Below are 24,062 nucleotides of genomic sequence, written 5' to 3'. Positions count from 1 at the left end.
TAGAAAACTTATTTCTCAAAACCATTCCTATAAAACTTCAGGCCGTCTGAAAATATCTTTCAGACGGCCTGATGCTTGATGTGCTATGGATTGTTTCAATAACAAAATATACTCAACAAAATACTAAAATCCAAACGTAAAAAAACCTGCTTTTTTCAAAGCAGGTTTTTATATTTGGTGGGTCGTGAGCGATTCGAACGCTCGACCAACGGATTAAAAGTCCGCTGCTCTACCGACTGAGCTAACGACCCGATAAGCTGTGCATTATAGAGATGGGGCACACAGCTGTCAACACCTTTTTGAAACTTTTTTATTCGACAACGATTTTCGGGAAGCGGCTGCTGAAGTCTTTGCCTTTATCTGCAATGGCCAGCGCGATTTGGAAGGCGGCTTCGGTGTAGATGTCGGCGATGGTTTGGTTGTTTTCAAACAAGGCCGAAGATGTGCCGCTGTCCATGGCTTCGCGTACAGGCAGGCTCAACGGGAGCTGGCCGAGCAACGGTACGTTCAAACGCTCTGCCAGGTTTTTACCGCCTTCTGCGCCAAAGATTGCTTCGGCATGGCCGCAGTTGGAGCAGATATGGACAGACATGTTTTCCAAAACGCCCAAAATCGGGATATTGACTTTGTTGAACATATCCACGGCTTTGCGTGCATCAATCAGGGCGATGTCTTGCGGCGTGGTGACGACAACGGAGCCGGTCACGGGGATTTTTTGTGACAGGGTCAATTGGATATCGCCGGTACCGGGCGGCAGGTCGATGAAGAGATAGTCAACATTGTCCCATTCGCTTTGGAACATCAGTTGTTGCAGGGCTTGGCTGACCATCGGGCCGCGCCAAACGACGGCTTGGTCGGTATCGACCAGGAAACCGATGGACATCACTTGAATACCGCTTTCGGCCTCAACGGGAATCAGTTTTTTGTTTTGTTGGTCGGGTTTGCGGTCTTGTACGCCGAGCATGGTGGGCTGGCTTGGGCCGTACAGGTCGGCATCGAGTACGCCGACGCGCGCGCCCATTCTGGCCATTGCGGTGGCAAGGTTGGCAGTGGTCGTTGATTTGCCAACACCGCCTTTACCCGATGCAACGGCAATAATGTTTTTCACGCCTTTGATGGTTGCCACGCCGGGTTGGACTTTGTGCGTACCGATTTCGGTATCGATACTTAAGTGGATATGCGTGTCGCCGGTATGTGCCATGACGGCTTCTTGGAGGGCGTTGGCAATGTCTGCGGCAATATGGGCAACTGGGAACGCGAATTTCAGGCCGATATGCAGGCCGTCTGAACGCTCTTCAAGGAGTGTAACGGCTTTTTCGCTGCCTAAGGTGCGCATTGTATGGGGAATCAATACGGCATCGAGTGCGGTTCGGATGGCTGGGATATTCATAATCTGCCTCTTGAATGTGGGAAATTGTTTATGTGCGCGATTTGTCGTGCGACAAATCTGCCGAATTATACCCTTGAACGCCACGCAAGGGATACGCCCGAAAAACTTCAGGCTGCCTGAAACATCGGGCAGCCTGAAAAAAGGGTCAACTGAAACGCGGCCTTACTCGCTCAAGAGCGCAATGTCGGCAACTGCGTTCATTTGTTCTGCCAAGCGGTTCAGCAAGTTCAAACGGTTTTGTTTCACGGCGGCATCTTCGGCCATCACCATCACGCCGTCGAAGAATGCGTCGACTTGCGGTTTGACGGAAGCCAGCTCGGACAAAGCAGTTTGGAAATTGCCTTCGGCAACGGCGGCGGAGATTTTCGGCTGCAAACCTTGCGCGGCGGCGTACAGGGCTTTTTCTTCGTCCTGTTGCAGCAGGCTTTCGTTAACCTTGCCCAACTCGGCATCGGCTTTTTTCAACAGGTTTTGCACACGTTTGTTGGCTGCGGCCAATGCGGCGGCTTCAGGCAGCTGTTTGAACGCAGCAACGGCCTGCAGTTTGGCCAATACGTCGTCCAAACGGCGCGGCTGTTTCGCCAATACGGCGGCAACGATGTCTTGCGGATAATCGTTTTGCAGCAACACGGCCAAACGCGCCTGCATGAAATCGGCGGTTTCAGACGGCGTTTTCTCGTTGAGCAAACCTTGCGGGAAGCTGTTGAAGGTCGTCTGAATCAGTTCGTTTACGTCCAAACCGTACTGCATCAGCATCCGCAAAATACCCAATGCGGAGCGGCGCAGGGCGTATGGGTCTTTGTCGCCGGTCGGAATCAGGCCGATGCCCCAAATGCCGACCAAGGTTTCCAGTTTGTCGGCCAAAGCAACGGCGGTTGCCACTTTGCCGTTCGGCAGGTTGTCGCCGGCAAAACGCGGTTGGTAGTGTTGCTCGATGGCTTCGGCGATTTCTTCGGTTTCGCCGTCCAAGCGGGCATAGTATTTGCCCATGGTGCCTTGCAATTCTGGGAACTCGCCGACCATTTCGGTCACCAAGTCGGCTTTGGCCAAACGTGCAGCGCGCTCGGCTGCGGCGGCATCCGCGCCCAACGCTTTGGCGATATGGGCGGCAATGCTTTGCAGACGCTCGATGCGCTCGGCTTGCGAACCGATTTTGTTGTGGTAAACCACGCTGGACAATTTCGGCAGGCGGCTTTCCAAAGTCGCTTTTTGGTCTTGTTTGTAGAAGAACTCGGCATCAGACAGGCGCGCGCGCAAAACGCGTTCGTTACCTTGGATGATGTGTGACGGGTCTTCGGTTTGCAGGTTGGACACCAGCAGGAAGCGGTTCATCAGTTTGCCGTTTTGGTCAAGCAGCGGAAAGTATTTTTGGTTTTGCTGCATGGTCAGAATCAGGCATTCTTGAGGCACGGCGAGGAAGTGTTCTTCAAAACCGGCTTCCAATACCACAGGCCATTCAACCAATGCGGTCACTTCGTCCAACAATGCTTCATCGGCGGCAACGGTCGCGTTCAGACGGCCTGCCTGCTCGTTCAAGGCCGTCTGAATGGCGGCTTTGCGTTCGGCAAACGAAGCGACAACTTTGCCTTGCTCGCGCATTTGTGCGGCGTAGCTATCGGCGTTTTCAATGGTGATTTCGCCGCTGGAGAGGAAACGGTGACCCAATGTTTTGTTGCCGCTTTTCAGGCCCAAAACGCTGACGTTTACGATGTCACCGCCGTGTAGCACGATCAGGCTGTGTACAGGGCGCACGAAAGTAAATGTGCTGCTGCCCCAACGCATGACTTTAGGAATCGGCAGTTTTTTCACTGCGGCATTGATGATGTCTTCCAAAAGCTCGCCCAGCGGTTTGCCGGTTTGGACGTATTCGTAGGCGTACACGTCTTGCTTGCCGTCGTTGATGATGGTCAGGTCTTCGATTTTCGCACCCGCACCGCGCGCAAAACCTTCTAAAGCCTTAGTCGGCGCACCGTCTTTCATGGCATTCGCCACGGCCGGGCCTTTTTTCACGATTTTTTGATCAGCTTGAACGGCTTTCACGTTTTTGACTTGAACGGCTAAACGGCGCGGAGAAGCGTAGGCAGTGTATTCGGCTGCACCGTCAATCAGTTGCGCTTTTTCCAAGCCTTCGGCAACAGAAGCGGCAAAATGGTTGCCCAGATTATTGAGGGCTTTTGGCGGGAGTTCTTCAGTGAGAAGTTCGATTAAAAGGGTTTGGGTTGTCATGTGCTTATCGTTAAATAGGTTTGGCATCTGAAACGGCATGATGCGGTTTCAGATGCAAGGTTAATTGAATTGACGGCGATTTTATCATTTTCAGACGGCCTGTGGCTGTCTTTCACAAACAATTTGCCCGATTTTCAAGCCACTTCGCCCGCAACGGCTTCAATTTGCGGCGCGGATATACGGCAAACCGCTGGTTTCGTCGTATTCGGGAATGTCGCTTCCGGCAAACAGCGCACCGGCCAAACGCACGGTCGCGCCAGTCACGGCCGGGGAAATCATAAAGCCGTGGCGGAACAGGCCGTTGACTTCAATCAGGCGGCGTTCGCGGTTGAAGCGGATTTCGGGGTTGTGGTGGTTTAAAGTCGGGCGCAGGCCGGTGGCCAGTTCCAAGAGGTTCGCCTCGCCAAATGCCGGATGCACGGCATACAGCGCGGACAAAAGTTCCAAACCGGAACGCACGCTGGCCGGTGCTTGGCTTTCGCTTTCAATTTGGGTCGCACCAATCACAAAAATATGGTTTTCCTTCGGCGCGATGTATAAAGGGTAGCGCGGATGCAGCAGGCGCACGGGGCGGGACAGCTCGATTTCGGGTGCATAAACGCGTGCCACTTCGCCGCGAATGCCGCGTAAAACGCTTTCAGACGGCCTGTTCCACGCGCTCTTTGCACCATAACCGCGGCAGTCGATGACCCAATCGTATTGCGCTGCCAAATCTTCAACTTCACGTTCGCACGACCAATGACACGGCACATTCATTGATTCCAAAGCATCGGCAAGCGCATTCAATACCTGCCGTCCGTCCAACTGCCCTTCCGCCGGCAGATACAGGCCGTCTGAAAACCGTCCTGCCAGTTGCGGCTCATTGGCCGCGATTTCGTCCGCGTTCCAACGGATGGTTTCGTGTTCCGGCACGCCGCCGCGCTTCAAATGCCGCGCGAACTCGGCAGAAAGCGGCTTGTCCTGCGTATGCCAAACAATCAGGCTGCCTTTTTCCTGCATCATCACCGGCGTATTCAGACGGCCTAAAATACCGCGCCACAGCGCGAAACTCTGCCTGCCCAAACGGATGACTTCAGGCGTTGCCTCCACCGCCTCGGAAGAAGGCGCCAGCATGGCGGCGGCAACATAGGCTGCGGCTTGTGCGCCGTTACGTTCGCCTTTCTCAAACAACTCTACCGCTACGCCCTGCTCCGCCAATTGGAATGCAATAAGGCGACCGGAAAGGCCGCCGCCGAGTACCGCAATCTTAGACATCAGTTTCTCCTTGTTTTTAATATGAAAATGAACTGCATATTTTAGAACTTGTTTTGCTTTATCACAATATCGACACAAAATGAGAACAGTTTTTGCATATCATGACTGCCCAGGCCAAGCCGATAACTTATAAACAAACAGACGGAATTCCTCTCTCTGCAAGCAGTTCCCCATCGCCTCAGACTGCCAATCAGCTTTGATAAAAATATCTTCTTTACATAAAACCGAATATAATGGCATTTCTTGACACATTCATTCACTCGGCATCACTGCATTTATTAAATTGTTTTGATGCATATATTTGATTTTATAAGGAATAAAAATGAAAAGCTTGGGCAGTACTTTATTTATCCTCGGCGTATTGGCATTCGGTTTGAATTATATGAACGCCGTCCCCAAAGTCTTGGCCTGGATTTACGAATGGGGCGAAGATACCGCCATGTGGATTAAAGCAGGCATTACAGGCGGCGGCGCTTTACTGTGGTTGGCAGGCAATTTCCTTGAAAAACCTGCAGAGGCAGAAGCTGAACCGGAAGAAGAATAAATAATATGAAAGGCCGTCTGAAAAGTTTCAGACGGCCTTTTTTATATCTTCGCAAAACAGTACTTTTTATATCCGAAAGTATGCCTTTTAAAGCGCGTTTGTTGTGGCGGTAAATTGTGTTGCCGTGCAGCTTTTGACGCTGAATACGTCCGCCTGCTTATCCGAACTTCACTTCTGCTCCGAATACTTCCTGCCATAGTTTTCGCACGTTGCCGTAGTGGGTCAGCAATTCCTCCGTCACTTCGGTTTTTTTGGCGTCGCGCAGTTTGGTGTTGTGTTGCTGCTGGCGGTAGAAGCGGTAGGCAGTGCGGCTTTGTTCGGCGAGGGTTTTGTCGATGAGGCCGCAGTCGGCGGCGATGTTCAACAAGGCGATGTTGCCGTAGTTGTCCAAGAGTTGTGGATACTGGCGGGCATGGGCAAGGATGAGGTATTGGACGATAAATTCGACATCGACCACGCCGCCACGCGCGTATTTGACGTTGCTGTCGGCAGGCGGATGGGTGGGAAACATTTTTTCGCGCATTTCGATGATTTCGCCTGCTAAAACCGTTTGGTCGCGTTCGGCGGTCAGCATTTCGGTGCGAATGCGGTCAAAGGCCGTCTGAACATCAGGCGTGCCGCAGATAAAACGGGCACGGGTAAGGGATTGGTGTTCCCACGTCCAGGCGTTTTCGCGCTGGTATTTTTCAAAGGCGGCTATGCTGTGGGCGAGGAAACCTGCATCGCCATTGGGGCGCAGGCGCAGGTCGGTTTCGTAGAGGCTGCCTGCGCCGGTGGCGGCGGAAAGCCAGTTGGTCAGGCGGCGGGCAAGGCGGCTGTACACGTCGCCTGCATCGGGATGCGGGTCGTCGTAAAGATAGACCAAGTCGAGGTCGGAGGAATAGCTGAGCTCTTTACCGCCCAGTTTGCCGTAGCCGATGATGGCGAATTGCGGCGTGTCGCGGTGTTTTTTGGGCATGTCTGCCCACGCGCACGGCAGGGCGGCAGCGAGTATGGTATCGGCAAGGGCGGAGAGCTGGTCGGAAAGTGATTCTACCGTCCACAATCCGGCAAGGTCTTGAACGGCGAGGCGGAAGACTTGGGCGTGTTGGAAATGGCGCAGTGTGTCCATTTGCGCTTCGGTGTCGCCGCCGCAGGCTTTAAGGCCGTTTGAAAGCGAGGCGGCAAGTGCCGGCCAGTCAAACGCTGTATCCCAAAGCTGGGCGCTGATGAGTTCGTCCAGCAGCATCGGATATTTGCTCAGATATGCCGCCACCCATGAGCTTTGGCTCATGATTTGTGCCAGATGCGCCAAGGTTTGCGGATGTTCGTTGAGGAAGGCGAGATAGGCGGAGCGGCGGCAGATGTTTTCGAGGAAGTCAAACAGCCGCATTAATGTATCGGTCGGGTTGGGTTGCTCGGCCGCCGCCTGTACCAACAACGGCACAATGGCGTCAAAACGCGGCTGGGCGTGTGCGGAGAGGTGGCGGTATTTATGGCCGTTGCGGATTTGGTCGAGCCTTGCGGCGATGGTTTCGGCATCGAACCCGTGTTCTTTCAGACGGCCTAGCCGTTCTTCTTCGTCGGGTTTTTCCTGCCATGCCCATTGCCATTCGCTGTTGCTTTGCATTTGTTCTTCGGGTTCGCTCAAGATTTCGTTGAACAACTGATTGACTTTGTTCCGATGAACATTGAGGCAGTCTAAAAAGGTGGTGTAGCTGTCGAAACCCATGCTTTCGGCGAGCAGTTGCTGCTGTTCGGGCGAGGTAGGCAGGGTTTGGGTTTGCTGGTCATCCCAGTATTGCAGGCGGTGTTCGACGTCGCGCAGGAAGCGGTAGGCGGCAAGCAGGGTTTCGACGTTTTCAGACGGCATGATGCCCAGCTCGGCTAGCTTTTTCAGCGTTTCCTGCGTGCCTTTCAGTTGCAGTGCGCGCATTTGGCCGCCGCGTATCATTTGGAAAATCTGGGCAATGAATTCGACTTCGCGGATGCCGCCCGCGCCGAGTTTGATGTTGTCTGCCATGCCTTTTTTGCTGACTTCGCTGCGGATTTGGCGGTGTAGGTTGCGCATTGCTTCATACGCGCTGTAATCCAGATATTTGCGGAACACAAAGGGACGCACCAGTGCTTTGATGTCGTTCGGATACGGCGTGACCACGCGGCCTTTGCACCACGCGTAGCGTTCCCATTCGCGCCCCTGCGTAATCAAATATTGCTCCAGCGCGGTTTCGCTCAATACCAACGCGCCCGAATCGCCGTCCGGCCGCAGCCGCATATCGACGCGGAACACCTGCCCGTCAGCGGTAATGTCGTTCAGCAGCGCAATCAGTTTCTGCCCGACTTTGGTGAAAAACTCCTGATTGCCGCGTTCGCGCCTGCCGTCGGTATCGCCCGATTCGGGATAGATGAAAATCAAATCGATGTCGGAAGACACGTTCAACTCATAGCCGCCCGCCTTGCCCATCGCCACCACACTCAAATGTTGCGGCGATTTCGTATAACGCCCGATCGGCGTGCCGTACATGTCCTGATAATAGGCGTATGAAAAGTCCAACGCGGTATTGACGGCAAAATCAGCAAACAGCGTAATCGTGCGGGTCACTTCGTTCAAATCGCTGATGCGGTTTATATCGCGCACGATAATCTGCGACACCACATAACGACGCAACTCGCGCAACTGCCGCGCCAATTCCTCCTCGTTTTCTTCCGCGCAGATTTTGTCCCAGTCGACAAAAGCTTGAAAATCCGCTTCGGTCAACACCTTATCCAGCATGGGCAGGAAGACTTCGGGCTTGAGTTTGCCGGAATCAAGGTTGCGGGCGAGGAACAGGGAATGGCGGCGGGCGGTGTCGAGGCGGTTCATAGTCTTTGCCTGAATAAACAGAAAAGACCATCATAGCAAGGTTTCAGGCCGTCTGAAACCCACGCTTTCCCCTATCCGTGCAATCGGCTAAAATACTAACCTTTGCAACCCCACATAAGGAAACCGCCATGACCCGTATGGTTCACTGCGTCAAACTCGGCAAAGAAGCCGAAGGCATGAAATTTCCGCCGCTGCCCAACGAATTGGGCAAACGCATTTTTGAAAACGTTTCCCAAGAAGCATGGATGGCTTGGACTCGTCACCAAACCATGCTGATTAACGAAAACCGCTTGAGCCTTGCCGATCCGCGCGCGCGCGAATACCTCGCCCAGCAGATGGAACAATACTTCTTCGGCGACGGCGCAGATGCCGTACAAGGCTACGTTCCGCAAGAGCCTAAATAAGCATTGAAAAGCCAAGGCCGTCTGAAACCCGATTTTCAGACGGCCTTTAAAATTCCCGATTGCCCCGCATATTAAGCAAATAGAACAGATAAATCATACAAACCCCTGATTCTCTGTTAAAATCCAAATTTCATTCATTTTCAATCCACACTGGAGCAAACGCCATGCAAAACGACGTTTACGACTATACCTCGCAAGGCTCGGTTGCCAAAAATACCGTCCTGCAAAAAACCTACCGCCTGCTCGGCCTGTCTTTCATTCCTGCCGTTGCCGGCGCGTTCTTTTCCGCCAAAACAGGCTTTAACATTTTCGCCATGTTCGGTTCATACTATGTTGCCCTGGCCGCCTTCTTCGGCTTCTTCTACGGCATGACCTTCCTGATCGAGAAAAACCGTTACAGCAACGTCGGCGTAGCCCTGTTGATGATCTTCACTTTCGGCATGGGCCTTGCCATCAGCCCTATGTTGCAATACGCCTTAGCGATTAACAACGGCGCGCAAATCGTCGGTACGGCCGCCGCCATGACCGCCGGTGTATTCTTCACCATGTCCGCCATGGCACGCCGCACCACAATGAACATGAACAAACTCGGCAGCTTCCTCGGTGCCGGTGCGATCGTGCTCATGATTGCCGTTGTGGCCAACATCTTCCTCAACATCCCTGCCCTGAGCCTAACTATCGCGGCCGGCTTCGTTGTCTTCAGTTCCCTGATGATTATGTGGCAGGTACGTGCCGTTATCGACGGCGGCGAAGACAGCCACATCAGCGCGGCGCTGACCATCTTCATCTCCATCTACAACATTTTCAGCAGCCTCTTGAGAATCCTCATCTCTATTAGCGGTGACGACTGATAAAGCCGCAAAGGCCGTCTGAAATTTCAGACGGCCTTTTTGATTTTTGACATCACCGGCAAACTCCCCTATCCTGAACGCCACACAAACCCCATTCCCAACACAAAATGACCACGACCACTCCGCGCCGTGCCGTGTACGCAGGCAGCTTCGACCCTCCCACCCTCGGCCACCTGTGGATGATACAGGAAGCCCAATCCCTCTTTGACGAACTCATCGTCGCCATCGGCACCAATCCCGAAAAGCGCAACACCTACACCATAGAAGAACGCCGCGCCATGCTCGATGCCATTACCCACCCGTTCCCCAACGTCCGCATCAGCGTGTTTGAAAACCGCTTTTTGGTCGATTACGCCCGCGAAGCCAACGCCAATTTCATCGTCCGCGGCATCCGTTCCGCCGCCGACTACGAATACGAACGCTCGATGCGCTACATCAACAGTGACATCGCCCCCGAAATCTCCACCGTCTTCTTGATGCCGCCGCGCGAAATCGCCGAAGTGTCCTCCACCATGGTCAAAGGCTTGGTCGGCCCCCAAGGCTGGCGCGACATGATAGGCCGCTACCTCCCCGACCCCGTCTATCAAAAAATCCTGCAAGACCACGAAACAAACGCATAAAATAAAGGCCGTCTGAACATTTCAGACGGCCTTCCAATTTCCATTGATTATTTACGGGCAGACATCAACGCCTGCAGGTTTTGATTCAACGTTTCCATGTCCAACCAACCGGCGGCAATAAACAGCATCAAAATCACCGTACCCACACACAACACGCCGATACCATACAACAGATAGCCCACCAAAACACGGCCTATCGTCGCATTCCCCATCCACATCAAACCGCGTACCTGCACCACAAAAACCCAAGCCTGCCACAACAACGCAAACGCAGCCAACGCCGGCACATACAACACCAGCAACAGCGGCAGCAGCAAAGCCTCAGACACCAAAATAAAGCCCCACAAAGGCAGCTGAGGCGCACCGTAATAATGCAGCACCTTGCGCATCGAGCGGCTCAATACCAACCATTTCACAATTACCAAAATCACCGACAGGCACACTGCCGCCGCGCCACTGCCAAACAAAGGCGACATGCTGGCCGCGTTCACCACACCCAACAGCAGCAACACCGCCGCCATCACCAAAGGCGAATACAAATACGTCTCCGGCGAACGATAGCGCAAACGCAAAACATCCCACATATCACGAACAAACACATACAGCATGGCATAAATCCAAAGCAAAAAAGCCGATTGTATCTTAGGCCGTCTGAAAATCAAACCGGCAAACCTAAAAACCGCTAATTAAAACGAAAAATAATTTAATACAAAACAAAATCTTAATTTACCGCCTCAAAAATAAAGCCTACAAACGCTTGCACAAGGCAACGAAATTTGGTTTAATTCACATCTCGCAACGAAACACGCGAAGGCCAGATAGCTCAGTTGGTAGAGCAACGGATTGAAAATCCGTGTGTCGGCGGTTCGATTCCGCCTCTGGCCACCACCCACCGCCTTTAAGCGGTTATTTTTTTATCTATACGATTTGCACGCCATACTTAGCGCAAATCCCGTTCCAGACCATACGTCCCGATTTCCACACAAGGCCGTCTGAAAAATTTCAGACGGCCGTTGTTCATGTTGGCATGGCATAAAAATCCGCTTCACCGCCCCATTCCGGCAGAATACGGCGTTTCCATCCAAATCGGCTGAAACCTTCGCGAACATACTGAATATGAATAAAGTTCAAGGCCGGTCGGTTTACTATATAATACTGTCCAAACCAACCATAACTTACTCATTGCAGGGAAGATAATGAAAAAAGTGCTGATTGTGCATTACTCGCAAACGGGGCAGCTCTCCAGCCTGGCGCAAAATTTTGCCGCGCCGTTGCAAACAGCCGGTATACAGGTCGATTGCGTCAATATCGTACCGGAGCAGGCGTTTCCGTTTCCATGGCCGTTTTGGCGTTTTTTTGATACCTTTCCTGAAACCGTCCATTTTAAACCCGCCCCGATTCTGCCGCCGAAAATCCCATCCGAAGATTACGATGTAGTGGTCATTGCCTACACTGTTTGGTTCCTCTCTCCTTCGCAACCGATGACCGCCTTTTTGCAACGCGAAGAAACGCGCCGCCTGCTGGACGGCAAACCGGTCATCACGCTTATCGGCTGCCGCAATATGTGGCTGGGCGCGCAGGAAAAAATGAAATCTTTGCTGAAACAAAACGGCGCCAAACTCATCGGCAACATCGTAAAAATCGATGCCTGCAACAGCGCGGCTAGTTTCATTACCACGCCCGCATGGATGCTGACCGGCGACAAGCGCTATTTCCGCTCCCTGCCCTCCGCCGGCATTGCTGAAGAAGAATTGGCGGATGCGGCGCGGTTTGGTACGAAATTGCGCGATACACTATTGAACCAACAACCTTTGGACGAAACCCTGTTTCAAAACATGGGCGCAGTGACAGTCAATGAAAAACTGATTTTCAGCGAACGCGCCGCCGGTCGCAGCTTCTTCGTCTGGGGCAGGCTTTTGATGGCGGCAGGCCGTATTTCTCCGCTCTTGCGCCGTGCCTTGTTGTGCTTTTACATCGTATTTTTATTGGCGATGATTTTGGTGGTTTTACCTGTCAGCGTGATTTTGAAAAAACTGCTGCATCCGCTGCTCAAAGGCCGTCTGAAAAAGCTGGCGGACTATTATGAACAACCGTCAGGCAGATGATACGTTTCAGACGGCCTCAAACTAGGAATCCATCATGCCCGAAGTTATCCACTATCCCGAGCACCGTCGCTTTCAAATCGAGATTGACGGTTTGGAAGCAGGCTACATCAGCTATACCGAACACAACGGCGGCTGGGACGTAAACCATACCGAGGTCTCGCCCAACTTCCGTCATCGCGGCATTGCCAAACTGCTGGTGGACGCGTTGATGGAATACGCCGAAACACACCACATCCCGTTGACTGCAAGCTGCGATTACGCGGCGCGGTTTATCGGTTGATTATTTTGACAAACACATCATGACATCGAATAACACACTCAAAGACGTTTATCTCAACCGCGTTTCTGCCTTCTTGCCCAATGCCCCCGTCGGCAATGACGAAATGGAAGCCGTCCTCGGCATGGCAGGCGATGTGCCTTCACGCGTGCGCCGTATGATTTTGCGTTCCAACGGCATTTTGTCGCGCCATTACGCCATCGACCCCGAAAGCCGCCGCACGACGCATACTAATGCCGAATTGGCCGCCGAAGCGGTCAACGGCCTGTTTGCCCAAGGCGTTCCTGCAGAAGCCATCGGCAGCCTGGCCTGCGCCACTTCCTATCCTGACCAAACCATGCCCGGACACGGCGTGATGGTGCATGGTTTGCTGGATATGCCGCCTTGCGAAGTATTCAGCATGGCAGGCGTATGCGCAGCAGGTATGGCGGCGATGAAACACGCCTACAACGCCGTGCGTACCGGCGAACACGCACATGCGGTTTCCGTGGCTTCCGAAAACGCCTCGGCGGTCATGCGCGGCGAAGTATTCCAAAGTGAAACCGACCATAAAAAACTGGAAAACGCTTCCCCCGAAATCGGGTTTGAAAAAGACTTTTTGCGCTGGATGCTGTCTGACGGTGCTGGCGCAGTGTATCTGTCCGACTGCCCCAATTCAGACGGCCTCAGCTTGAAAATCCATTGGATAGACCTGCTTTCCTACGCCAACGAAATGCCGCCCTGCATGTATGCAGGTGCAGAATTCCGCGACGGCGTATTTGAAGGCTGGAAACACGCCGATGCCGATTACGGCCGCCGCCACAGCCTGATGGCGGTCAAGCAGGACGTCAAACTGCTGAACGAAAACATCGTCCGCTATACAGTGGAAAAACCCCTCTCCCAAATCGCCGCCAAACACGGCATCCGCGCCGAAGAAATCGATTGGTTCCTGCCCCACTACTCTTCCGGCTTTTTCCGCGACCGCCTTTCAGACGGCCTGAAAAACATCGGCTTCGACATTCCACAGGAAAAATGGTTTACCAATCTGCACAGCAAGGGCAACACAGGTTCGGCCTCGATTTACATCATCCTTGAAGAATTTATGCGCACTTTCCCCATCGAACACGGCCAAAAAATCCTGTGTTACGTTCCGGAAAGCGGCCGTTTTTCAACATGTTTCATGCTTTTGGAAGCAGTAAAGGCCGTCTGAATGAAGATTGACGACATCCCTCAAGACAACAGCGCCAGCTACCACGGCCACCGCAAAGTCATCTACGGCACCCGCGACGGCCACTACGAAGCGGCCACCAGCAACGGTTGGCAGGACGAAGCCTACGCCACCGAAATGGCAGTGTGCGAACTCGATGCCCAAACGCAGGCCGCGCGCGAAGCCGTCGAAAAAGGCGAATATTCGCCGCTGTACTACCATATGTTCCGCTGCCGTTATGACGAAACCGGCTTGGCCATGGCGGCAGGCGTATGGAAATGGCAGCTGCGTCGGCATTTCCGTCCCGAAGTGTTCGCCAAACTACCGGCCAAAACCCTACAAAAATACGCCGATGCCTGCCAAATCAGCATAGACGACCTCAAACAAACCGATATTTAAAGCCCCTCATGATTACCCTGCATTCGCTCGATCAATCCCGCGCCCTGCGCATTGTTTGGCTGCTTGAAATCCTCGGTACGCCTTACCGTCTGCAAACCTACTGCCGTCATCCCGACACTTTGCTCGCCCCTGACGAACTCAAAGCCATCCATCCCTTGGGCAAATCGCCTTTATTGGATGATGACGGCCTTATCTTGGCGGAAAGCGGCGCGATTACCGACTATCTGATTCAAACCTACGGCAACGGCCGTCTGATGCCCGAACGCGGCAGCCGCGAATACTGGCAATATCAACGCTGGCTGCATTATGCCGAAGGTTCTCTGATGCCGTTATTGCTGCTCGGACTGGTGTTCCGCCGGATTGAAAGCGCGCCCATGCCGTTTTTCGTCAAACCGATTGCCCGCAAAATCAGCGGCAGCGTCAAAAGCAGCTTTATCCATCCGCAAGCCGCGCTACATCTTTCCCACATCAACAGCGAGTTGGAAAACCGCGAATGGTTGGTTGGCAACAGCCTCAGTGGTGCCGACATCATGATGAGCTATCCGCTGCAAGCCGCGGCCGACCGCTTCGACTTTGCCGACTACCCCAATATCCGCACTTATTTGCAACGCATCGAAGCGCATGAAGCCTACCGCCGCGCCGTTGAAAAAGCTGGTTCGCCTTTATTGAAACTCGACCAATAAAACAAGGCCGTCTGAAATATTTTCAGACGGCCTGAAACCTTGGTTCACTTATCGAATAGCTTTGCGGTAAACGGCGTTTTTACCCAAGCGCCGCCCGAGTGCTTTGTTCCCCTCGCCGTTCCACTATAATGGCAACCCATATCCTTCTAAAAAATAACACCATGCCAACCGACAACCGCCCGACTCTTGCCATCGACACCAGCACATCCTTTCTGTCCATCGCATTGGAACATCAAGGCGAAACCCGCCTGTTTCACGAAAACGTCGGCACCAAGCAATCCGAACAAATCCTGCCGCAAATCGAGCTTCTCTTCAAAGAAGCAGGCATCACGGCTGCCGATTTGGGCTGCATCGTTTATGCACAAGGTCCCGGCGCATTTACCGGCCTGCGTATCGGTGCGGCGGTTGCACAAGGTTTGGCCACGCCGTTTGACACGCCCATGATCGGTATTCCCTGCCTCGATGCCGCCGCTTCGCTGCTGCCGCCATCAAGCTGCGTACTGGCGGCCACCGATGCGCGTATGGGCGAAGTGTTCTACGCATGGTTTGATACGCAAAACCACGTCCGCTTGAGCGATTACACGGTTGGCAAAGCCGCCACCATTGCCGCGCCCGAAGGCCAAACGCCTACCGGCGGCATCGGCAATGCCTTTGCCCTCGCCGACAAACCGCCGTTTGACGGTCAGGCCGATATGCCGACCGCCGCCGACTATCTTAAACTTGCCCGCAGCGGCCGCTATCTTGCTACTGACGCGGCGCATGCCGAGCTACTCTACGTCCGCAACAAAATTGCCCTGACCGCGCAAGAGCAAGCCCAGCAAAAGGCCAAACCGTGAACCTGCGACCAGCCGTACTTGCCGACTGCCCCACCCTTGCCGCCATTGACGCACAAGGCAATCCTTCGCCGTGGACGGTGCAGCAGTTTGAATCAGCCGTTCAACACCATCCTGACAGCGTTTGGCTCAGCCAGGCAGACCACCAAATTACCGGCTTTATCGTGTGGCAAACCGTGTTTGACGAATCCGAGCTGCACCTGATTGCCGTCGCGCCCGAATACCGCCGCCAAGGCATTGCGTCCGCCCTGCTGCAACACTGGCAAAACGCAGTGCAACAGCAAGGCGCGACCCGATTGCTGCTCGAAGTCCGCGCAAGCAATGAAACCGCGCAACAGCTCTACCGCAAACACGGCTTCCAAACCTGCGGCCGCCGCAAAAACTACTACACCCTGCCCGACGGTGGCAGCGAAGATGCCGTATTGATGGAGAAATCATGTTAAGCAGCCGCTACCTGCACCTGCACGAAGCCTTGGGCTTGGGCCCGATGTGGCTGAACCAAAACGCCAAAATCATCCATGCCGCGCCTCAAACCGCAGCATCAGCCGCGCCCGTCCGCCCCAAAGCCATTGCTGCCGATACCGCACAAGCCGTGCGCACTTTATCCGCAGGCGCCCATCGGGCACGCACTGCCGCCATTGCCACTGCGCAAACGGCCAAACCTGCTGTCCGCGTTCCCGAAGCGGCACCCAAAGCCATTGCCGAAACACCGGCAAAAACAGAAAAAGCCGCGCATTCAGACAACCTGCCCCGTCTTGACGTAACCATCAGGCCGTCTGAAATCATGGTGGTCAGCATTTGCCCGTCCACCGAAGACAGCCTGCACGGTACGCTGTTTAGCGGCGACGTCGGCACGCTTCTCGACAACATCCTCGCCGCCATCGGCCTCAAGCCCGAGCAGGTGCATAAAACCGCATGGGTCAAAACCGCGCCCGTGTTCACCGCCCTGCCCGATGCCGAACACATCCGCTCCGAGCTTGCCGAAATGCAAAACGAGCTGACCGCTTCGCAAGCGCGCGCAGTCTTATTTCTCGGCAAAATCTTTGACAGCCCCGACATGATCGGGTTGATGAACGAATTGTGTGCAGAGCGGCCGCATTTCGTCATTCCCCATCCCGCCCGCCTGCTGATGCAGCCTCAACTCAAAGCGCAGGCATGGCAAATCTTAAAGCCATTGAAACAGCTTTTGGCCAAGGCCGTCTGAACATTCTGTTCAACCTAAAATCAGGTTTTCCACCAACAAAAAAGGGCGTGTTCGACACGCCCTAATGTTTTTCAATATTCCGCCGAATGCCAGAAAGGCTGGCCCACCGTCGGCGTACTGGCACGCGCTTTCTCACGCGCCTCCACAGGTTCCGCCTCGTAAGCCAATCGACCCGACTCGACCGCAAGCGCAAAAGCGCGTGCCATATTGACCGGATCGCCGCTGCGAGAAACAGCGGTATTTAGCAGCACGCCGTCAAAACCCCATTCCATCACTTGCGCCGCCTGCGAAGGCAAACCCAAACCGGCATCAATAATCAACGGCGTGTCGGGCAGGCGTTCACGTAGGACTTTCAGCGCATAAGCATGAACCGCGCCCAGACCCGTGCCAATCGGCGCCGCCCACGGCATCAACGCCTGACAGCCTGCGTCAAGCAGTCTGCGGCAGGCAATCAAATCTTCGGTGCAATAAGGCAGCACCTTAAAACCATCTTTAATCAGGATTTCCGCCGCTTCGACCAGTTGGAATACGTCGGGCTGCAACGTGTCATCATCGCCGATAAGTTCAAGCTTAATCCAATCGGTATCAAACACTTCGCGCGCCATTTGCGCAGTGGTCACGGCTTCCTGAACGCTTTGACAGCCTGCGGTATTGGGCAACACAGGCACGCCCATTTCTTCCAACAACGACCAAAAACCCTGCCCGTGCGCTTCGCCGCCGCTGCCGGCACGACGCAACGAAACGGTAATCATCGCCGGTTGCGCGATTTGGACAGACTGCTTGAGGATTTCCGGCGTCGGATAAGCAGCCGTACCGAGCAGCAGTCGCGAAGGGAAAGTTTCTCCGTATAGGGTAAACATGATGGATTCCTTTGTATTGTTTCTTAGATTTTAAGCATAAGGCAATCGGGCAACCCTGCCCGATATTCAAACAGGCAAAAGTCGGGCGCAAATACCCGACTTGTTGATTGCAAACCGCTTATCCGCCGACTACGGGGCGCACAATGTCCACTTTATCGTTTTCATTCAAAACCGTTTCCGCATACGCGCCTTTGGCGATAAATCCGGTATTCACCGCTACGGCAAACGGTTTTTGCGGCGCGGTTTGGGTAATAAGGTCGGCAACAGTTGTGCCGTTTAATGTGATGGTTTCATTATTCAATATAATCTTCATGATGTTTGCTCCTCTTGTCAGACTTCTTATTTTCAGACGACCTTATTCATTCCACAAAGCCTGAAACGCTTTAACCACTGCTTCGGGATTTTCCGCTTCGGTCACGGCGCGGACGACGGCGAGTGAGGAAACGCCGGTTGCCAGCACATCTTCGGCGTTGTTCAAATCGATGCCGCCAATGGCAACGACGGGCGTGCCGCGTGCCTGTCTGACGTATTCGCGCAGTTTATCCAAACCTTGCGGGGCGGTGGGCATTTGCTTGGTCGTGGTCGGGAAAATCGCACCGCTGGCCACATAGCTGGGGTGTACGGACAGGGCGCGGTCGAGTTCGGCGACGGAGTGCGTACTCAAACCCAAACGCAAACCGGCAGCTTCAATCGCGGCGAGGTCGGCGGTGTCCATGTCTTCCTGTCCGAGATGCACGCCGTATGCGCCCGCTTCTATCGCCTCGCGCCAGTGGTCGTTGATGAAAAGCTGCGTGCGGCCGCCCCGACAGGCGGCGACGCAACGTTCGATTTCACGTTTCAACTCGTCGCCATGCAAGGTTTTGCAACGCAGTTGCACCGTGTCGGCACCTGCTTTGACCATGCGCTCGACCCAATCGGCGGTGGGAACGACGGCGTAAAATTTTAGCGGGGATTTGAGTGGCGGGAAGGTCATGACGGCTCCGAAAGGAATAATTCGTTGTTATATTATCAGAAAAGGCCGTCTGAATAATATTTGTTTTCAGACGGCCTGATTAAAAAAATGAATATTGCCCTATTCGGCTTTGGCTTTATAAAAATATGAACATACTGATGGTTTCATCAAAATTGAGTGCTATATTCGCGCCCCACATTCGGAGACGCAACCCATGAAAAAATTTCTCTTGTTAGCCACCTTTCCTATGATGCGCGCCCAAGCCCACCGCAACGCCTCTTCCAACGTTGGATTACAAGTGATAGCATTCAAGTAACCTATAAATAAAGGAGAAGTATCATGATCGGATTCGTAAAATGGTATAGCTATGAAAAAGATTTTGGCTTTATCTTTGGTGAAGATGGTCATGAATACTTTTTCCGTAAAACCACCGGTTCAGATATACAAGGAAAGATAGTGAATTTCGAACCATTTGAGCATAGTCGTGGGCTACGAGCGCGAAAGGTTAGTGATATACATAATCCCGACCCTGACCAGATCCAAAAATTGAAAACCTCATGGGAAGACTCTCAGAAAGTAGGAAAACAACCCATGGCTAAAAATGACAAATTACTTTCAGCAGCCATAGTATCGTTGTGTTTAACTATGTTCATGACAGCTGGTTTTTTCTACATCTTAGCAGGCTTTTTTGATATTGATAGGGAGACTAACATAGTCTTGCTGTTTGTCTTCCCTGCGGTAACATTTTCCGTGCTGACAATCTTTCTAAATAAGATATTCAGGAATATGAAACTGGAGTCTGACACTGATGTTGTCACTAATGATGATTGGTTAAAGGATTTCTGGGAGGATACGCTTAGGCAAAATCCTTCCTATTCACATCATCCGAGCAATATTTGGCATTTATCTGAGGATTCATCCATTGATGAATTAATTTATGACCCAGCTTATTCCAATCTCAATTGCAATATATTTCATCGATCAAATGACGATTAAAAAAAACAGGCAGTTAAAAGAACTGCCTGTTTTTTTAATCGTCTCCTAGAACCCCCTCAATTGCTTCAAGGGTTTTATAAAACACGGTCTTTGCCTCGTCCGACTGCAACTCTGTACCACCACTGTAACTTAACCGTACATTGCAGTCATCTAAAGTCGCAGATTCCTCAATTTCAATGACAATATGGGCAATGCTCATAATCTATACCTCTCTCTATTGGATTGTACCGATTACGCCCTAAACATCATCAAAAACTAAACGCCCTCATGGTGTAAAGCTTTAAAAAACAGCAAAGGCCGTCTGAAAATTAAAGTTTAAGACGGCCTTTTAAACGGTTTGAAAAAGGACGTGTCGAACACGTCCTTTTTTCCTATTACAACAGGAACATGGTTGCCAATCCCAAGAAAATCAGGAAACCGCCGGAGTCGGTGACCGCGGTAATCAGCACCGAGCTGCCCAATGCCGGGTCGCGTCCGGCTTTGTCCATCATGACGGGGATAAGGACGCCGACGGTCGCGGCAAGCAAAAGGTTCAAGGTCATCGCGGCCACCATGACCAAACCGATGCCGATGTTGCCATAGAGCAGCCATGAAATCACGCCCATGACCGTGCCCCAAATAATGCCGTTGACAAGGGCGACGCCGACTTCTTTTTTCAGCAGGCGGCCTGCCTGTGTGCTGGTCATTTGCCCCATCGCCATGGCGCGGACGATCATGGTGATGGTTTGGTTGCCGGAGTTGCCGCCGATACCGGCGACGATAGGCATTAGCGCGGCCAGTGCGACGATTTTCTCGATACTACCTTCAAATGCACCAATCACGCGGCTGGCGATAAAGGCGGTACACAGGTTGATGGCGAGCCACATCCAGCGGTTTTTCACCGAGTCCCAAATCGGGGCGAACAGATCCTCTTCTTCTTGCAAACCGGCCATGTTAAACATGTCGGCTTCGGACTCTTCACGGATCACGTCCACCATTTCGTCAATGGTGATCCTGCCGATCAGCTTTTTGTTTTCATCGACAACCGGCGCGGTGACCAAGTCATAACGTTCAAACGCCTGCGCCGCTTCTTCCACGTCGTCTTCCGGACGGAAGCGCACGACTTCGGTGGCCATCACGTCTGCCACCATGTCTTCGGGGTCGGCGACCAAGAGTTTGCGGATGGGCAGCACGCCTTGCAACACGTCGTTTTCATCGACCACGAAAATCTTATCGGTATGATCGGGCAGGCTGTCGAAACGGCGCAAGTAGCGCAACACGACCTCACACGTCACATCGGCGCGGATGCTGACCAATTCAAAGTCCATAATCGCGCCGACTTGGTTGTCTGCGTAAGACATCGCCGCTTTGACCTGCTCGCGCTCTTCTTCATCACGCGTTTGCAGCGCTTCGTACACCACTTGGTGCGGCAAGTCGTCTGCCAGTTCTGCCAATTCGTCTGCGTCCAAATCATCGACGGCGGCCAACAGCTCGTCTTTATCCATGGACTCGATCAGCATTTCGCGTACGGAGTCGGATACTTCCAGCAAGACTTCGCCGTCGTCTTCAGGGGCGACCAAAAGCCAAACGATGTTACGCTCGCGCGGCGGCAGGGATTCCAAGACGGCGGCCACGTCGGCAGGGTGCAACTCGGCTAAGAGGACGGTCAGCTCGGTAAACTTGTCGCGCAGGCTTTCGTCTTCAATCGGCACACCTGCTTCGATTTGTTCAAAGGCCGGCTCGAGGACTTCGCATAAGGCATGGATGCGGTCGATATCGTCAGAAATGCGATCGTCAGAAATGCGGTCTTCTACCACATCATTGTCGGGGGTATTGTCGAGATTCGGAGGGGTTTGTTCGATGCTCATAAATGCTCCGCCCGCCGGACGCGGGAAGGCATTTCGGCGGGATGATTATTGTTGTTGTGTATCAGATGGGAAGTTCAAAGGCGAACTGGGAAGGTCCATAATTCAAGCCTACTGAGAGGCGAAGAGTTGCAAACAGTGCATATTCTACTCTTTTTTAGGCCGTTTTACCATTTTTAACGGGAAAGGCCGTCTGAAAAATGACTTTCAGACGGCCTTTTCATTTGCTCAAACCTTATTCTTTAGGCAGGCGCAGGACGGAGACGATGAATCCGCCCCAAATGACGATCAATGCGACGAGCATCATAATAATGGCTGAAGTACTCATTATTCGTCTCCTTCACGTTCGTGTTCATGTTCGTCTTTGACGTTGAAGTTCTGACCATGTTTCCACGGCAAGAACGACAGCAGGACAGACAATACCAAGAGAGCGCCCACCATGCCCCAACCGAAAATATTGAGGAAGCTGTCAGGATAGCCGCTGTAATTCTTTTGTAAGAGGCTGGCAGTATCTTGATAAAGCATATAGCCGAGCATGGCGACAGTTACCACCACGCTGGCAGTCCATACAATGCCGACACGGATGGAAGACAGCGCGTTCAAGTGATTGCGCAGTTCGGGCAGTTTGCGCAACAAAACAATCGCCAAAACGTAAAGAAAACCGGAAGCCACAATGCCGTAGGTATTGATGAATTTGTCCAACACGTCCAACACAGGCAGGCCGGTGGTCGTACCGAACAGCAAGGTGGAAATAATCGCCATTGGCACGCCTGCAATCAGCGTCGCGCTGACACGGCCGAGGTTCATTTTGTCTTGAATCGCGGCCACAATCACTTCAACGATGGAAATCATGGAAGTGACACCGGCAAACACCAGCGAGCCGAAGAACAACACGCCGATTAACGCGCCCATAGGGGCTTGGTTGATGATGGTCGGGAACGCGATAAACGCCAAACCGATACCGCTGGATGCCACTTCGCTGACTTCCTTGCCTGCGGCTTGAGCCATAAAGCCCAATGCTGCGAATACGCCGATACCGGCGAGCAACTCAAAGCTGCTGTTGGCAAAGCCGACAACCAAGCCTGTGCCGCCCAAGTCGGTTTTTTTCTTCAGGTAAGAAGAATAAGTAATCATGATGCCGAAGCAGATGGAGAGCGAGAAGAAAATCTGACCATATGCGGCTACCCAGACTTTCGGATCGGACAATCGGCTCCAGTCAGGCGTAAACAAAGCGTCCAAACCTTTTGCCGCGCCCGGCAGAGTCAGGGCGATGCCCACCATGATGACAAACATCACTACCAACAAAGGCATGAAGAATGTGGACGCACCGGCTACGCCTTTTTGTACGCCCAAAGCCATAATCGCCAGCGTAAACACCCAGACGGCAATCAGCGGGCCGGCAACTTTACCGACAAAATCCAAGCCCAAGTCTTTGGCATCAGCCATTTGCAGGAAGTCTTTGAAGAAGAATGCCTGCGGATCCGTACCCCATGCCGAAGTCAAAGAATAATAAGCATAGCTTGCCGCCCAACCGACAATCACGGCGTAGTAGATACAGATGATGACGTTGGTCAGGAAGTTCCACCAACCCATCGGCTCAAACAAACGGCCGAGGCGGCGGAAGGCCAAAGGTGGCGAACCGCGGTAACGGTGGCCGATGGCGTAGTCGAGCAGCAACAGCGGAATACCTGCCGTCAACAGCGCAACCAAGTAAGGGAGGACGAAAGCACCGCCGCCGTTGTCGAAAGCGATGTAAGGGAATCGCCAAATGTTGCCTAAACCCACGGCCGAGCCGATGGCAGCAAACATAAAGGCGCGGCGACTGCTAAACGTCGCGCGTTCGCTGGATTGAGAATTTGACACGATGAACCTCTTAAAAATCGAGTGTCGCCAAGGCCGTTCAGCCTTGCGCGTATATATTTAGAAATCAGGCCGGACAAGCCGGTCGGTTAAAGTAGATATTCGGACAAGGATAATATCCGGTATAGAGGATGCACCGCTTATGGCCATGCAAACATAATCTGACCTTATCGTAAAAAAATTTAACAGTGTTGACAAGTCATAATTAAATTAAAATCACAAGCAAAATCTTCATACACTACGACTAAAAACTTCATACACTTATTTATATAACCCCCAAACACAGCCCAATCCCCCGTTTTCCCCTCCCTTGCTCCGACCATTTCCCCTTTGCTAAAAACCGCCCTCCCCTTATCCGGCAAGGAAAAGCAGGAATCTAAAGCGTTTAAATTCCACGTCATCAAAAATGTTCAGACGGCCTTTTCCTTTTGCTCGATTAAACCCAGGCCGTCTGAAAATTCCACTGTTGTATGTTGTAATCAAAAGCCACACTCACATTCTGTTTAATATAAACAAAAACAATCCGCCTTTTCCCGTTCTCTTCATTACCATGATTTAAAACAAGCATAAAACACTAAAAACATAATTAATAAAAAATAAAATTTCAAAAAATACAAAATAACAACAAATTTAAACCTGTATTTCTACTCTAATCATCTACAATTAAAAATAATTGAACCAAAAAATTTCAATAAAACATTAATTACACACCACTACAATTTTGCTATAATT

Annotated in this window: 25 protein-coding genes and 2 tRNA genes; 14 read left to right on the top strand and 13 right to left on the bottom strand. The window is 52.5% G+C overall.

Annotation, left to right across the window (positions count from 1 at the left end):
• Window positions 1-175: 175 nt before the first annotated feature.
• The 4 genes from KCG55_RS05430 to KCG55_RS05415 form a co-directional block, all read right to left on the bottom strand.
• A tRNA-Lys gene (locus KCG55_RS05430) sits at window positions 176-251 on the bottom strand.
• A gap of 59 nt (window positions 252-310) precedes the next feature.
• On the bottom strand, window positions 311-1,390 hold the full coding sequence (gene apbC, locus KCG55_RS05425) for an iron-sulfur cluster carrier protein ApbC (RefSeq protein WP_070591815.1): 1,080 nt from the start codon (window positions 1,388-1,390) through the stop codon (window positions 311-313).
• A gap of 162 nt (window positions 1,391-1,552) precedes the next feature.
• A complete protein-coding gene (gene glyS, locus KCG55_RS05420) occupies window positions 1,553-3,616 on the bottom strand; it encodes a glycine--tRNA ligase subunit beta (protein ID WP_254323608.1) in 2,064 nt (687 codons plus the stop codon).
• A 159-nt stretch (window positions 3,617-3,775) separates the two neighbouring features.
• The gene (locus KCG55_RS05415) at window positions 3,776-4,870 is read right to left on the bottom strand and encodes an FAD-dependent oxidoreductase (protein ID WP_254323607.1); all 1,095 of its coding nucleotides are present in this window, start codon (window positions 4,868-4,870) and stop codon (window positions 3,776-3,778) included.
• Window positions 4,871-5,192: 322 nt separating this feature from the next.
• On the opposite strand from KCG55_RS05415, the gene KCG55_RS05410 reads away from it, so the two are divergent.
• The gene (locus tag KCG55_RS05410) at window positions 5,193-5,414 is read left to right on the top strand and encodes a cell division protein (RefSeq protein ID WP_254323606.1); all 222 of its coding nucleotides are present in this window, start codon (window positions 5,193-5,195) and stop codon (window positions 5,412-5,414) included.
• Between the two features lie 157 nt (window positions 5,415-5,571).
• Here the strand turns inward: KCG55_RS05410 and glnE are convergent, their stop codons facing one another.
• Window positions 5,572-8,256 carry a bifunctional [glutamate--ammonia ligase]-adenylyl-L-tyrosine phosphorylase/[glutamate--ammonia-ligase] adenylyltransferase gene (gene glnE / locus KCG55_RS05405; protein WP_254323605.1) on the bottom strand — a complete coding sequence of 895 codons (2,685 nt, stop codon included), beginning with the start codon at window positions 8,254-8,256 and terminating at the stop codon, window positions 5,572-5,574.
• A 128-nt stretch (window positions 8,257-8,384) separates the two neighbouring features.
• Between glnE and KCG55_RS05400 the strand changes: the two genes are divergently transcribed.
• The 3 genes from KCG55_RS05400 (at window position 8,385) to coaD (ending at window position 10,131) form a co-directional block, all read left to right on the top strand.
• On the top strand, window positions 8,385-8,660 hold the full coding sequence (locus KCG55_RS05400) for an oxidative damage protection protein (RefSeq protein WP_003682648.1): 276 nt from the start codon (window positions 8,385-8,387) through the stop codon (window positions 8,658-8,660).
• A 164-nt stretch (window positions 8,661-8,824) separates the two neighbouring features.
• Window positions 8,825-9,511: a Bax inhibitor-1 family protein gene (locus KCG55_RS05395; protein ID WP_254323604.1), complete on the top strand. Its 687-nt coding sequence runs from the start codon at window positions 8,825-8,827 to the stop codon at window positions 9,509-9,511.
• 107 nt (window positions 9,512-9,618) lie between these two features.
• Complete coding sequence (coaD, locus tag KCG55_RS05390; RefSeq protein WP_254323603.1) at window positions 9,619-10,131, top strand: pantetheine-phosphate adenylyltransferase; 513 nt, start codon at window positions 9,619-9,621, stop codon at window positions 10,129-10,131.
• A gap of 47 nt (window positions 10,132-10,178) precedes the next feature.
• On the opposite strand, the gene KCG55_RS05385 is transcribed toward coaD, so the two are convergent.
• Window positions 10,179-10,739, bottom strand: coding sequence for a hypothetical protein (locus KCG55_RS05385; protein ID WP_254323636.1), 561 nt, complete (start codon window positions 10,737-10,739; stop codon window positions 10,179-10,181).
• 204 nt (window positions 10,740-10,943) lie between these two features.
• Here KCG55_RS05385 and KCG55_RS05380 point away from each other — a divergent pair.
• From KCG55_RS05380 to KCG55_RS05340, 9 genes are all read left to right on the top strand, one after another.
• Window positions 10,944-11,019: transfer RNA gene (locus KCG55_RS05380), tRNA-Phe, on the top strand.
• A 308-nt stretch (window positions 11,020-11,327) separates the two neighbouring features.
• A complete protein-coding gene (locus tag KCG55_RS05375) occupies window positions 11,328-12,236 on the top strand; it encodes a dialkylrecorsinol condensing enzyme (protein ID WP_254323602.1) in 909 nt (302 codons plus the stop codon).
• 34 nt (window positions 12,237-12,270) lie between these two features.
• Entirely contained in the window at window positions 12,271-12,516 is a 246-nt protein-coding gene (locus KCG55_RS05370; protein WP_254323601.1) for a GNAT family N-acetyltransferase, read from the top strand.
• A gap of 19 nt (window positions 12,517-12,535) precedes the next feature.
• A complete protein-coding gene (locus tag KCG55_RS05365; protein WP_254323600.1) occupies window positions 12,536-13,702 on the top strand; it encodes a beta-ketoacyl-ACP synthase III in 1,167 nt (388 codons plus the stop codon).
• On the top strand, window positions 13,703-14,098 hold the full coding sequence (locus KCG55_RS05360) for a hypothetical protein (protein ID WP_107723791.1): 396 nt from the start codon (window positions 13,703-13,705) through the stop codon (window positions 14,096-14,098).
• 8 nt (window positions 14,099-14,106) lie between these two features.
• Window positions 14,107-14,781: a glutathione S-transferase family protein gene (locus KCG55_RS05355; RefSeq protein ID WP_254323599.1), complete on the top strand. Its 675-nt coding sequence runs from the start codon at window positions 14,107-14,109 to the stop codon at window positions 14,779-14,781.
• A 161-nt stretch (window positions 14,782-14,942) separates the two neighbouring features.
• The gene (gene tsaB, locus KCG55_RS05350; RefSeq protein ID WP_254323598.1) at window positions 14,943-15,617 is read left to right on the top strand and encodes a tRNA (adenosine(37)-N6)-threonylcarbamoyltransferase complex dimerization subunit type 1 TsaB; all 675 of its coding nucleotides are present in this window, start codon (window positions 14,943-14,945) and stop codon (window positions 15,615-15,617) included.
• Window positions 15,614-16,057, top strand: a complete 444-nt coding sequence (gene rimI / locus KCG55_RS05345; protein WP_254323597.1) for a ribosomal protein S18-alanine N-acetyltransferase — start codon at window positions 15,614-15,616, stop codon at window positions 16,055-16,057. The genes tsaB and rimI overlap by 4 nt, the downstream gene beginning before the upstream one ends.
• Complete coding sequence (locus KCG55_RS05340; RefSeq protein ID WP_254323596.1) at window positions 16,051-16,818, top strand: uracil-DNA glycosylase family protein; 768 nt, start codon at window positions 16,051-16,053, stop codon at window positions 16,816-16,818. The genes rimI and KCG55_RS05340 overlap by 7 nt, the downstream gene beginning before the upstream one ends.
• A gap of 71 nt (window positions 16,819-16,889) precedes the next feature.
• Here KCG55_RS05340 and KCG55_RS05335 read toward each other — a convergent pair whose 3' ends face one another.
• From KCG55_RS05335 to thiE, 3 genes are all read right to left on the bottom strand, one after another.
• Entirely contained in the window at window positions 16,890-17,678 is a 789-nt protein-coding gene (locus KCG55_RS05335; RefSeq protein ID WP_049332237.1) for a thiazole synthase, read from the bottom strand.
• A 118-nt stretch (window positions 17,679-17,796) separates the two neighbouring features.
• Window positions 17,797-17,991 carry a sulfur carrier protein ThiS gene (gene thiS / locus KCG55_RS05330; protein WP_254323595.1) on the bottom strand — a complete coding sequence of 65 codons (195 nt, stop codon included), beginning with the start codon at window positions 17,989-17,991 and terminating at the stop codon, window positions 17,797-17,799.
• Window positions 17,992-18,033: 42 nt separating this feature from the next.
• Complete coding sequence (gene thiE / locus KCG55_RS05325; protein ID WP_254323594.1) at window positions 18,034-18,651, bottom strand: thiamine phosphate synthase; 618 nt, start codon at window positions 18,649-18,651, stop codon at window positions 18,034-18,036.
• 318 nt (window positions 18,652-18,969) lie between these two features.
• On the opposite strand from thiE, the gene KCG55_RS05320 reads away from it, so the two are divergent.
• Window positions 18,970-19,626, top strand: a complete 657-nt coding sequence (locus KCG55_RS05320) for a cold shock domain-containing protein (RefSeq protein WP_254323593.1) — start codon at window positions 18,970-18,972, stop codon at window positions 19,624-19,626.
• A gap of 34 nt (window positions 19,627-19,660) precedes the next feature.
• Here the strand turns inward: KCG55_RS05320 and KCG55_RS05315 are convergent, their stop codons facing one another.
• The 4 genes from KCG55_RS05315 to KCG55_RS05300 all read right to left on the bottom strand — a co-directional run bounded on the left by KCG55_RS05315 (window position 19,661) and on the right by KCG55_RS05300 (window position 23,333).
• Window positions 19,661-19,825, bottom strand: coding sequence for a hypothetical protein (locus KCG55_RS05315; RefSeq protein WP_254323592.1), 165 nt, complete (start codon window positions 19,823-19,825; stop codon window positions 19,661-19,663).
• Between the two features lie 175 nt (window positions 19,826-20,000).
• Window positions 20,001-21,473 (bottom strand): magnesium transporter, encoded by a 1,473-nt coding sequence (gene mgtE / locus KCG55_RS05310; RefSeq protein ID WP_254323591.1) that lies wholly within the window; start codon window positions 21,471-21,473, stop codon window positions 20,001-20,003.
• 232 nt (window positions 21,474-21,705) lie between these two features.
• On the bottom strand, window positions 21,706-21,798 hold the full coding sequence (locus KCG55_RS05305; protein WP_036472778.1) for a methionine/alanine import family NSS transporter small subunit: 93 nt from the start codon (window positions 21,796-21,798) through the stop codon (window positions 21,706-21,708).
• Entirely contained in the window at window positions 21,798-23,333 is a 1,536-nt protein-coding gene (locus KCG55_RS05300) for a sodium-dependent transporter (protein WP_254323590.1), read from the bottom strand. Before KCG55_RS05300 ends, KCG55_RS05305 begins: the two co-directional genes overlap by 1 nt.
• Window positions 23,334-24,062 lie beyond the last annotated feature (729 nt).

It is taken from the genome of Neisseria subflava, from assembly GCF_024205745.1.
Taxonomy (GTDB): Bacteria; Pseudomonadota; Gammaproteobacteria; order Burkholderiales; family Neisseriaceae; genus Neisseria; species Neisseria flavescens_B.
The sequence above is the reverse complement of the archived record's forward strand: the minus strand, read 5'-3'. Positions and strand labels throughout refer to the sequence as shown.

Bases quoted from the DNA above. Each gene is read 5' to 3' on its own strand.
- apbC (WP_070591815.1), bottom strand. From the start codon at position 1,390: ATGAATATCCCAGCCATCCGAACCGCACTCGATGCCGTATTGATTCCC.
- glyS (WP_254323608.1), bottom strand. From the start codon at position 3,616: ATGACAACCCAAACCCTTTTAATCGAACTTCTCACTGAAGAACTCCCG.
- KCG55_RS05415 (WP_254323607.1), bottom strand. From the start codon at position 4,870: ATGTCTAAGATTGCGGTACTCGGCGGCGGCCTTTCCGGTCGCCTTATT.
- KCG55_RS05410 (WP_254323606.1), top strand. From the start codon at position 5,193: ATGAAAAGCTTGGGCAGTACTTTATTTATCCTCGGCGTATTGGCATTC.
- glnE (WP_254323605.1), bottom strand. From the start codon at position 8,256: ATGAACCGCCTCGACACCGCCCGCCGCCATTCCCTGTTCCTCGCCCGC.
- KCG55_RS05400 (WP_003682648.1), top strand. From the start codon at position 8,385: ATGACCCGTATGGTTCACTGCGTCAAACTCGGCAAAGAAGCCGAAGGC.
- KCG55_RS05395 (WP_254323604.1), top strand. From the start codon at position 8,825: ATGCAAAACGACGTTTACGACTATACCTCGCAAGGCTCGGTTGCCAAA.
- coaD (WP_254323603.1), top strand. From the start codon at position 9,619: ATGACCACGACCACTCCGCGCCGTGCCGTGTACGCAGGCAGCTTCGAC.
- KCG55_RS05385 (WP_254323636.1), bottom strand. From the start codon at position 10,739: ATGCTGTATGTGTTTGTTCGTGATATGTGGGATGTTTTGCGTTTGCGC.
- KCG55_RS05375 (WP_254323602.1), top strand. From the start codon at position 11,328: ATGAAAAAAGTGCTGATTGTGCATTACTCGCAAACGGGGCAGCTCTCC.
- KCG55_RS05370 (WP_254323601.1), top strand. From the start codon at position 12,271: ATGCCCGAAGTTATCCACTATCCCGAGCACCGTCGCTTTCAAATCGAG.
- KCG55_RS05365 (WP_254323600.1), top strand. From the start codon at position 12,536: ATGACATCGAATAACACACTCAAAGACGTTTATCTCAACCGCGTTTCT.
- KCG55_RS05360 (WP_107723791.1), top strand. From the start codon at position 13,703: ATGAAGATTGACGACATCCCTCAAGACAACAGCGCCAGCTACCACGGC.
- KCG55_RS05355 (WP_254323599.1), top strand. From the start codon at position 14,107: ATGATTACCCTGCATTCGCTCGATCAATCCCGCGCCCTGCGCATTGTT.
- tsaB (WP_254323598.1), top strand. From the start codon at position 14,943: ATGCCAACCGACAACCGCCCGACTCTTGCCATCGACACCAGCACATCC.
- KCG55_RS05340 (WP_254323596.1), top strand. From the start codon at position 16,051: ATGTTAAGCAGCCGCTACCTGCACCTGCACGAAGCCTTGGGCTTGGGC.
- KCG55_RS05335 (WP_049332237.1), bottom strand. From the start codon at position 17,678: ATGTTTACCCTATACGGAGAAACTTTCCCTTCGCGACTGCTGCTCGGT.
- thiS (WP_254323595.1), bottom strand. From the start codon at position 17,991: ATGAAGATTATATTGAATAATGAAACCATCACATTAAACGGCACAACT.
- thiE (WP_254323594.1), bottom strand. From the start codon at position 18,651: ATGACCTTCCCGCCACTCAAATCCCCGCTAAAATTTTACGCCGTCGTT.
- KCG55_RS05320 (WP_254323593.1), top strand. From the start codon at position 18,970: ATGATCGGATTCGTAAAATGGTATAGCTATGAAAAAGATTTTGGCTTT.
- KCG55_RS05315 (WP_254323592.1), bottom strand. From the start codon at position 19,825: ATGAGCATTGCCCATATTGTCATTGAAATTGAGGAATCTGCGACTTTA.
- mgtE (WP_254323591.1), bottom strand. From the start codon at position 21,473: ATGAGCATCGAACAAACCCCTCCGAATCTCGACAATACCCCCGACAAT.
- KCG55_RS05305 (WP_036472778.1), bottom strand. From the start codon at position 21,798: ATGAGTACTTCAGCCATTATTATGATGCTCGTCGCATTGATCGTCATT.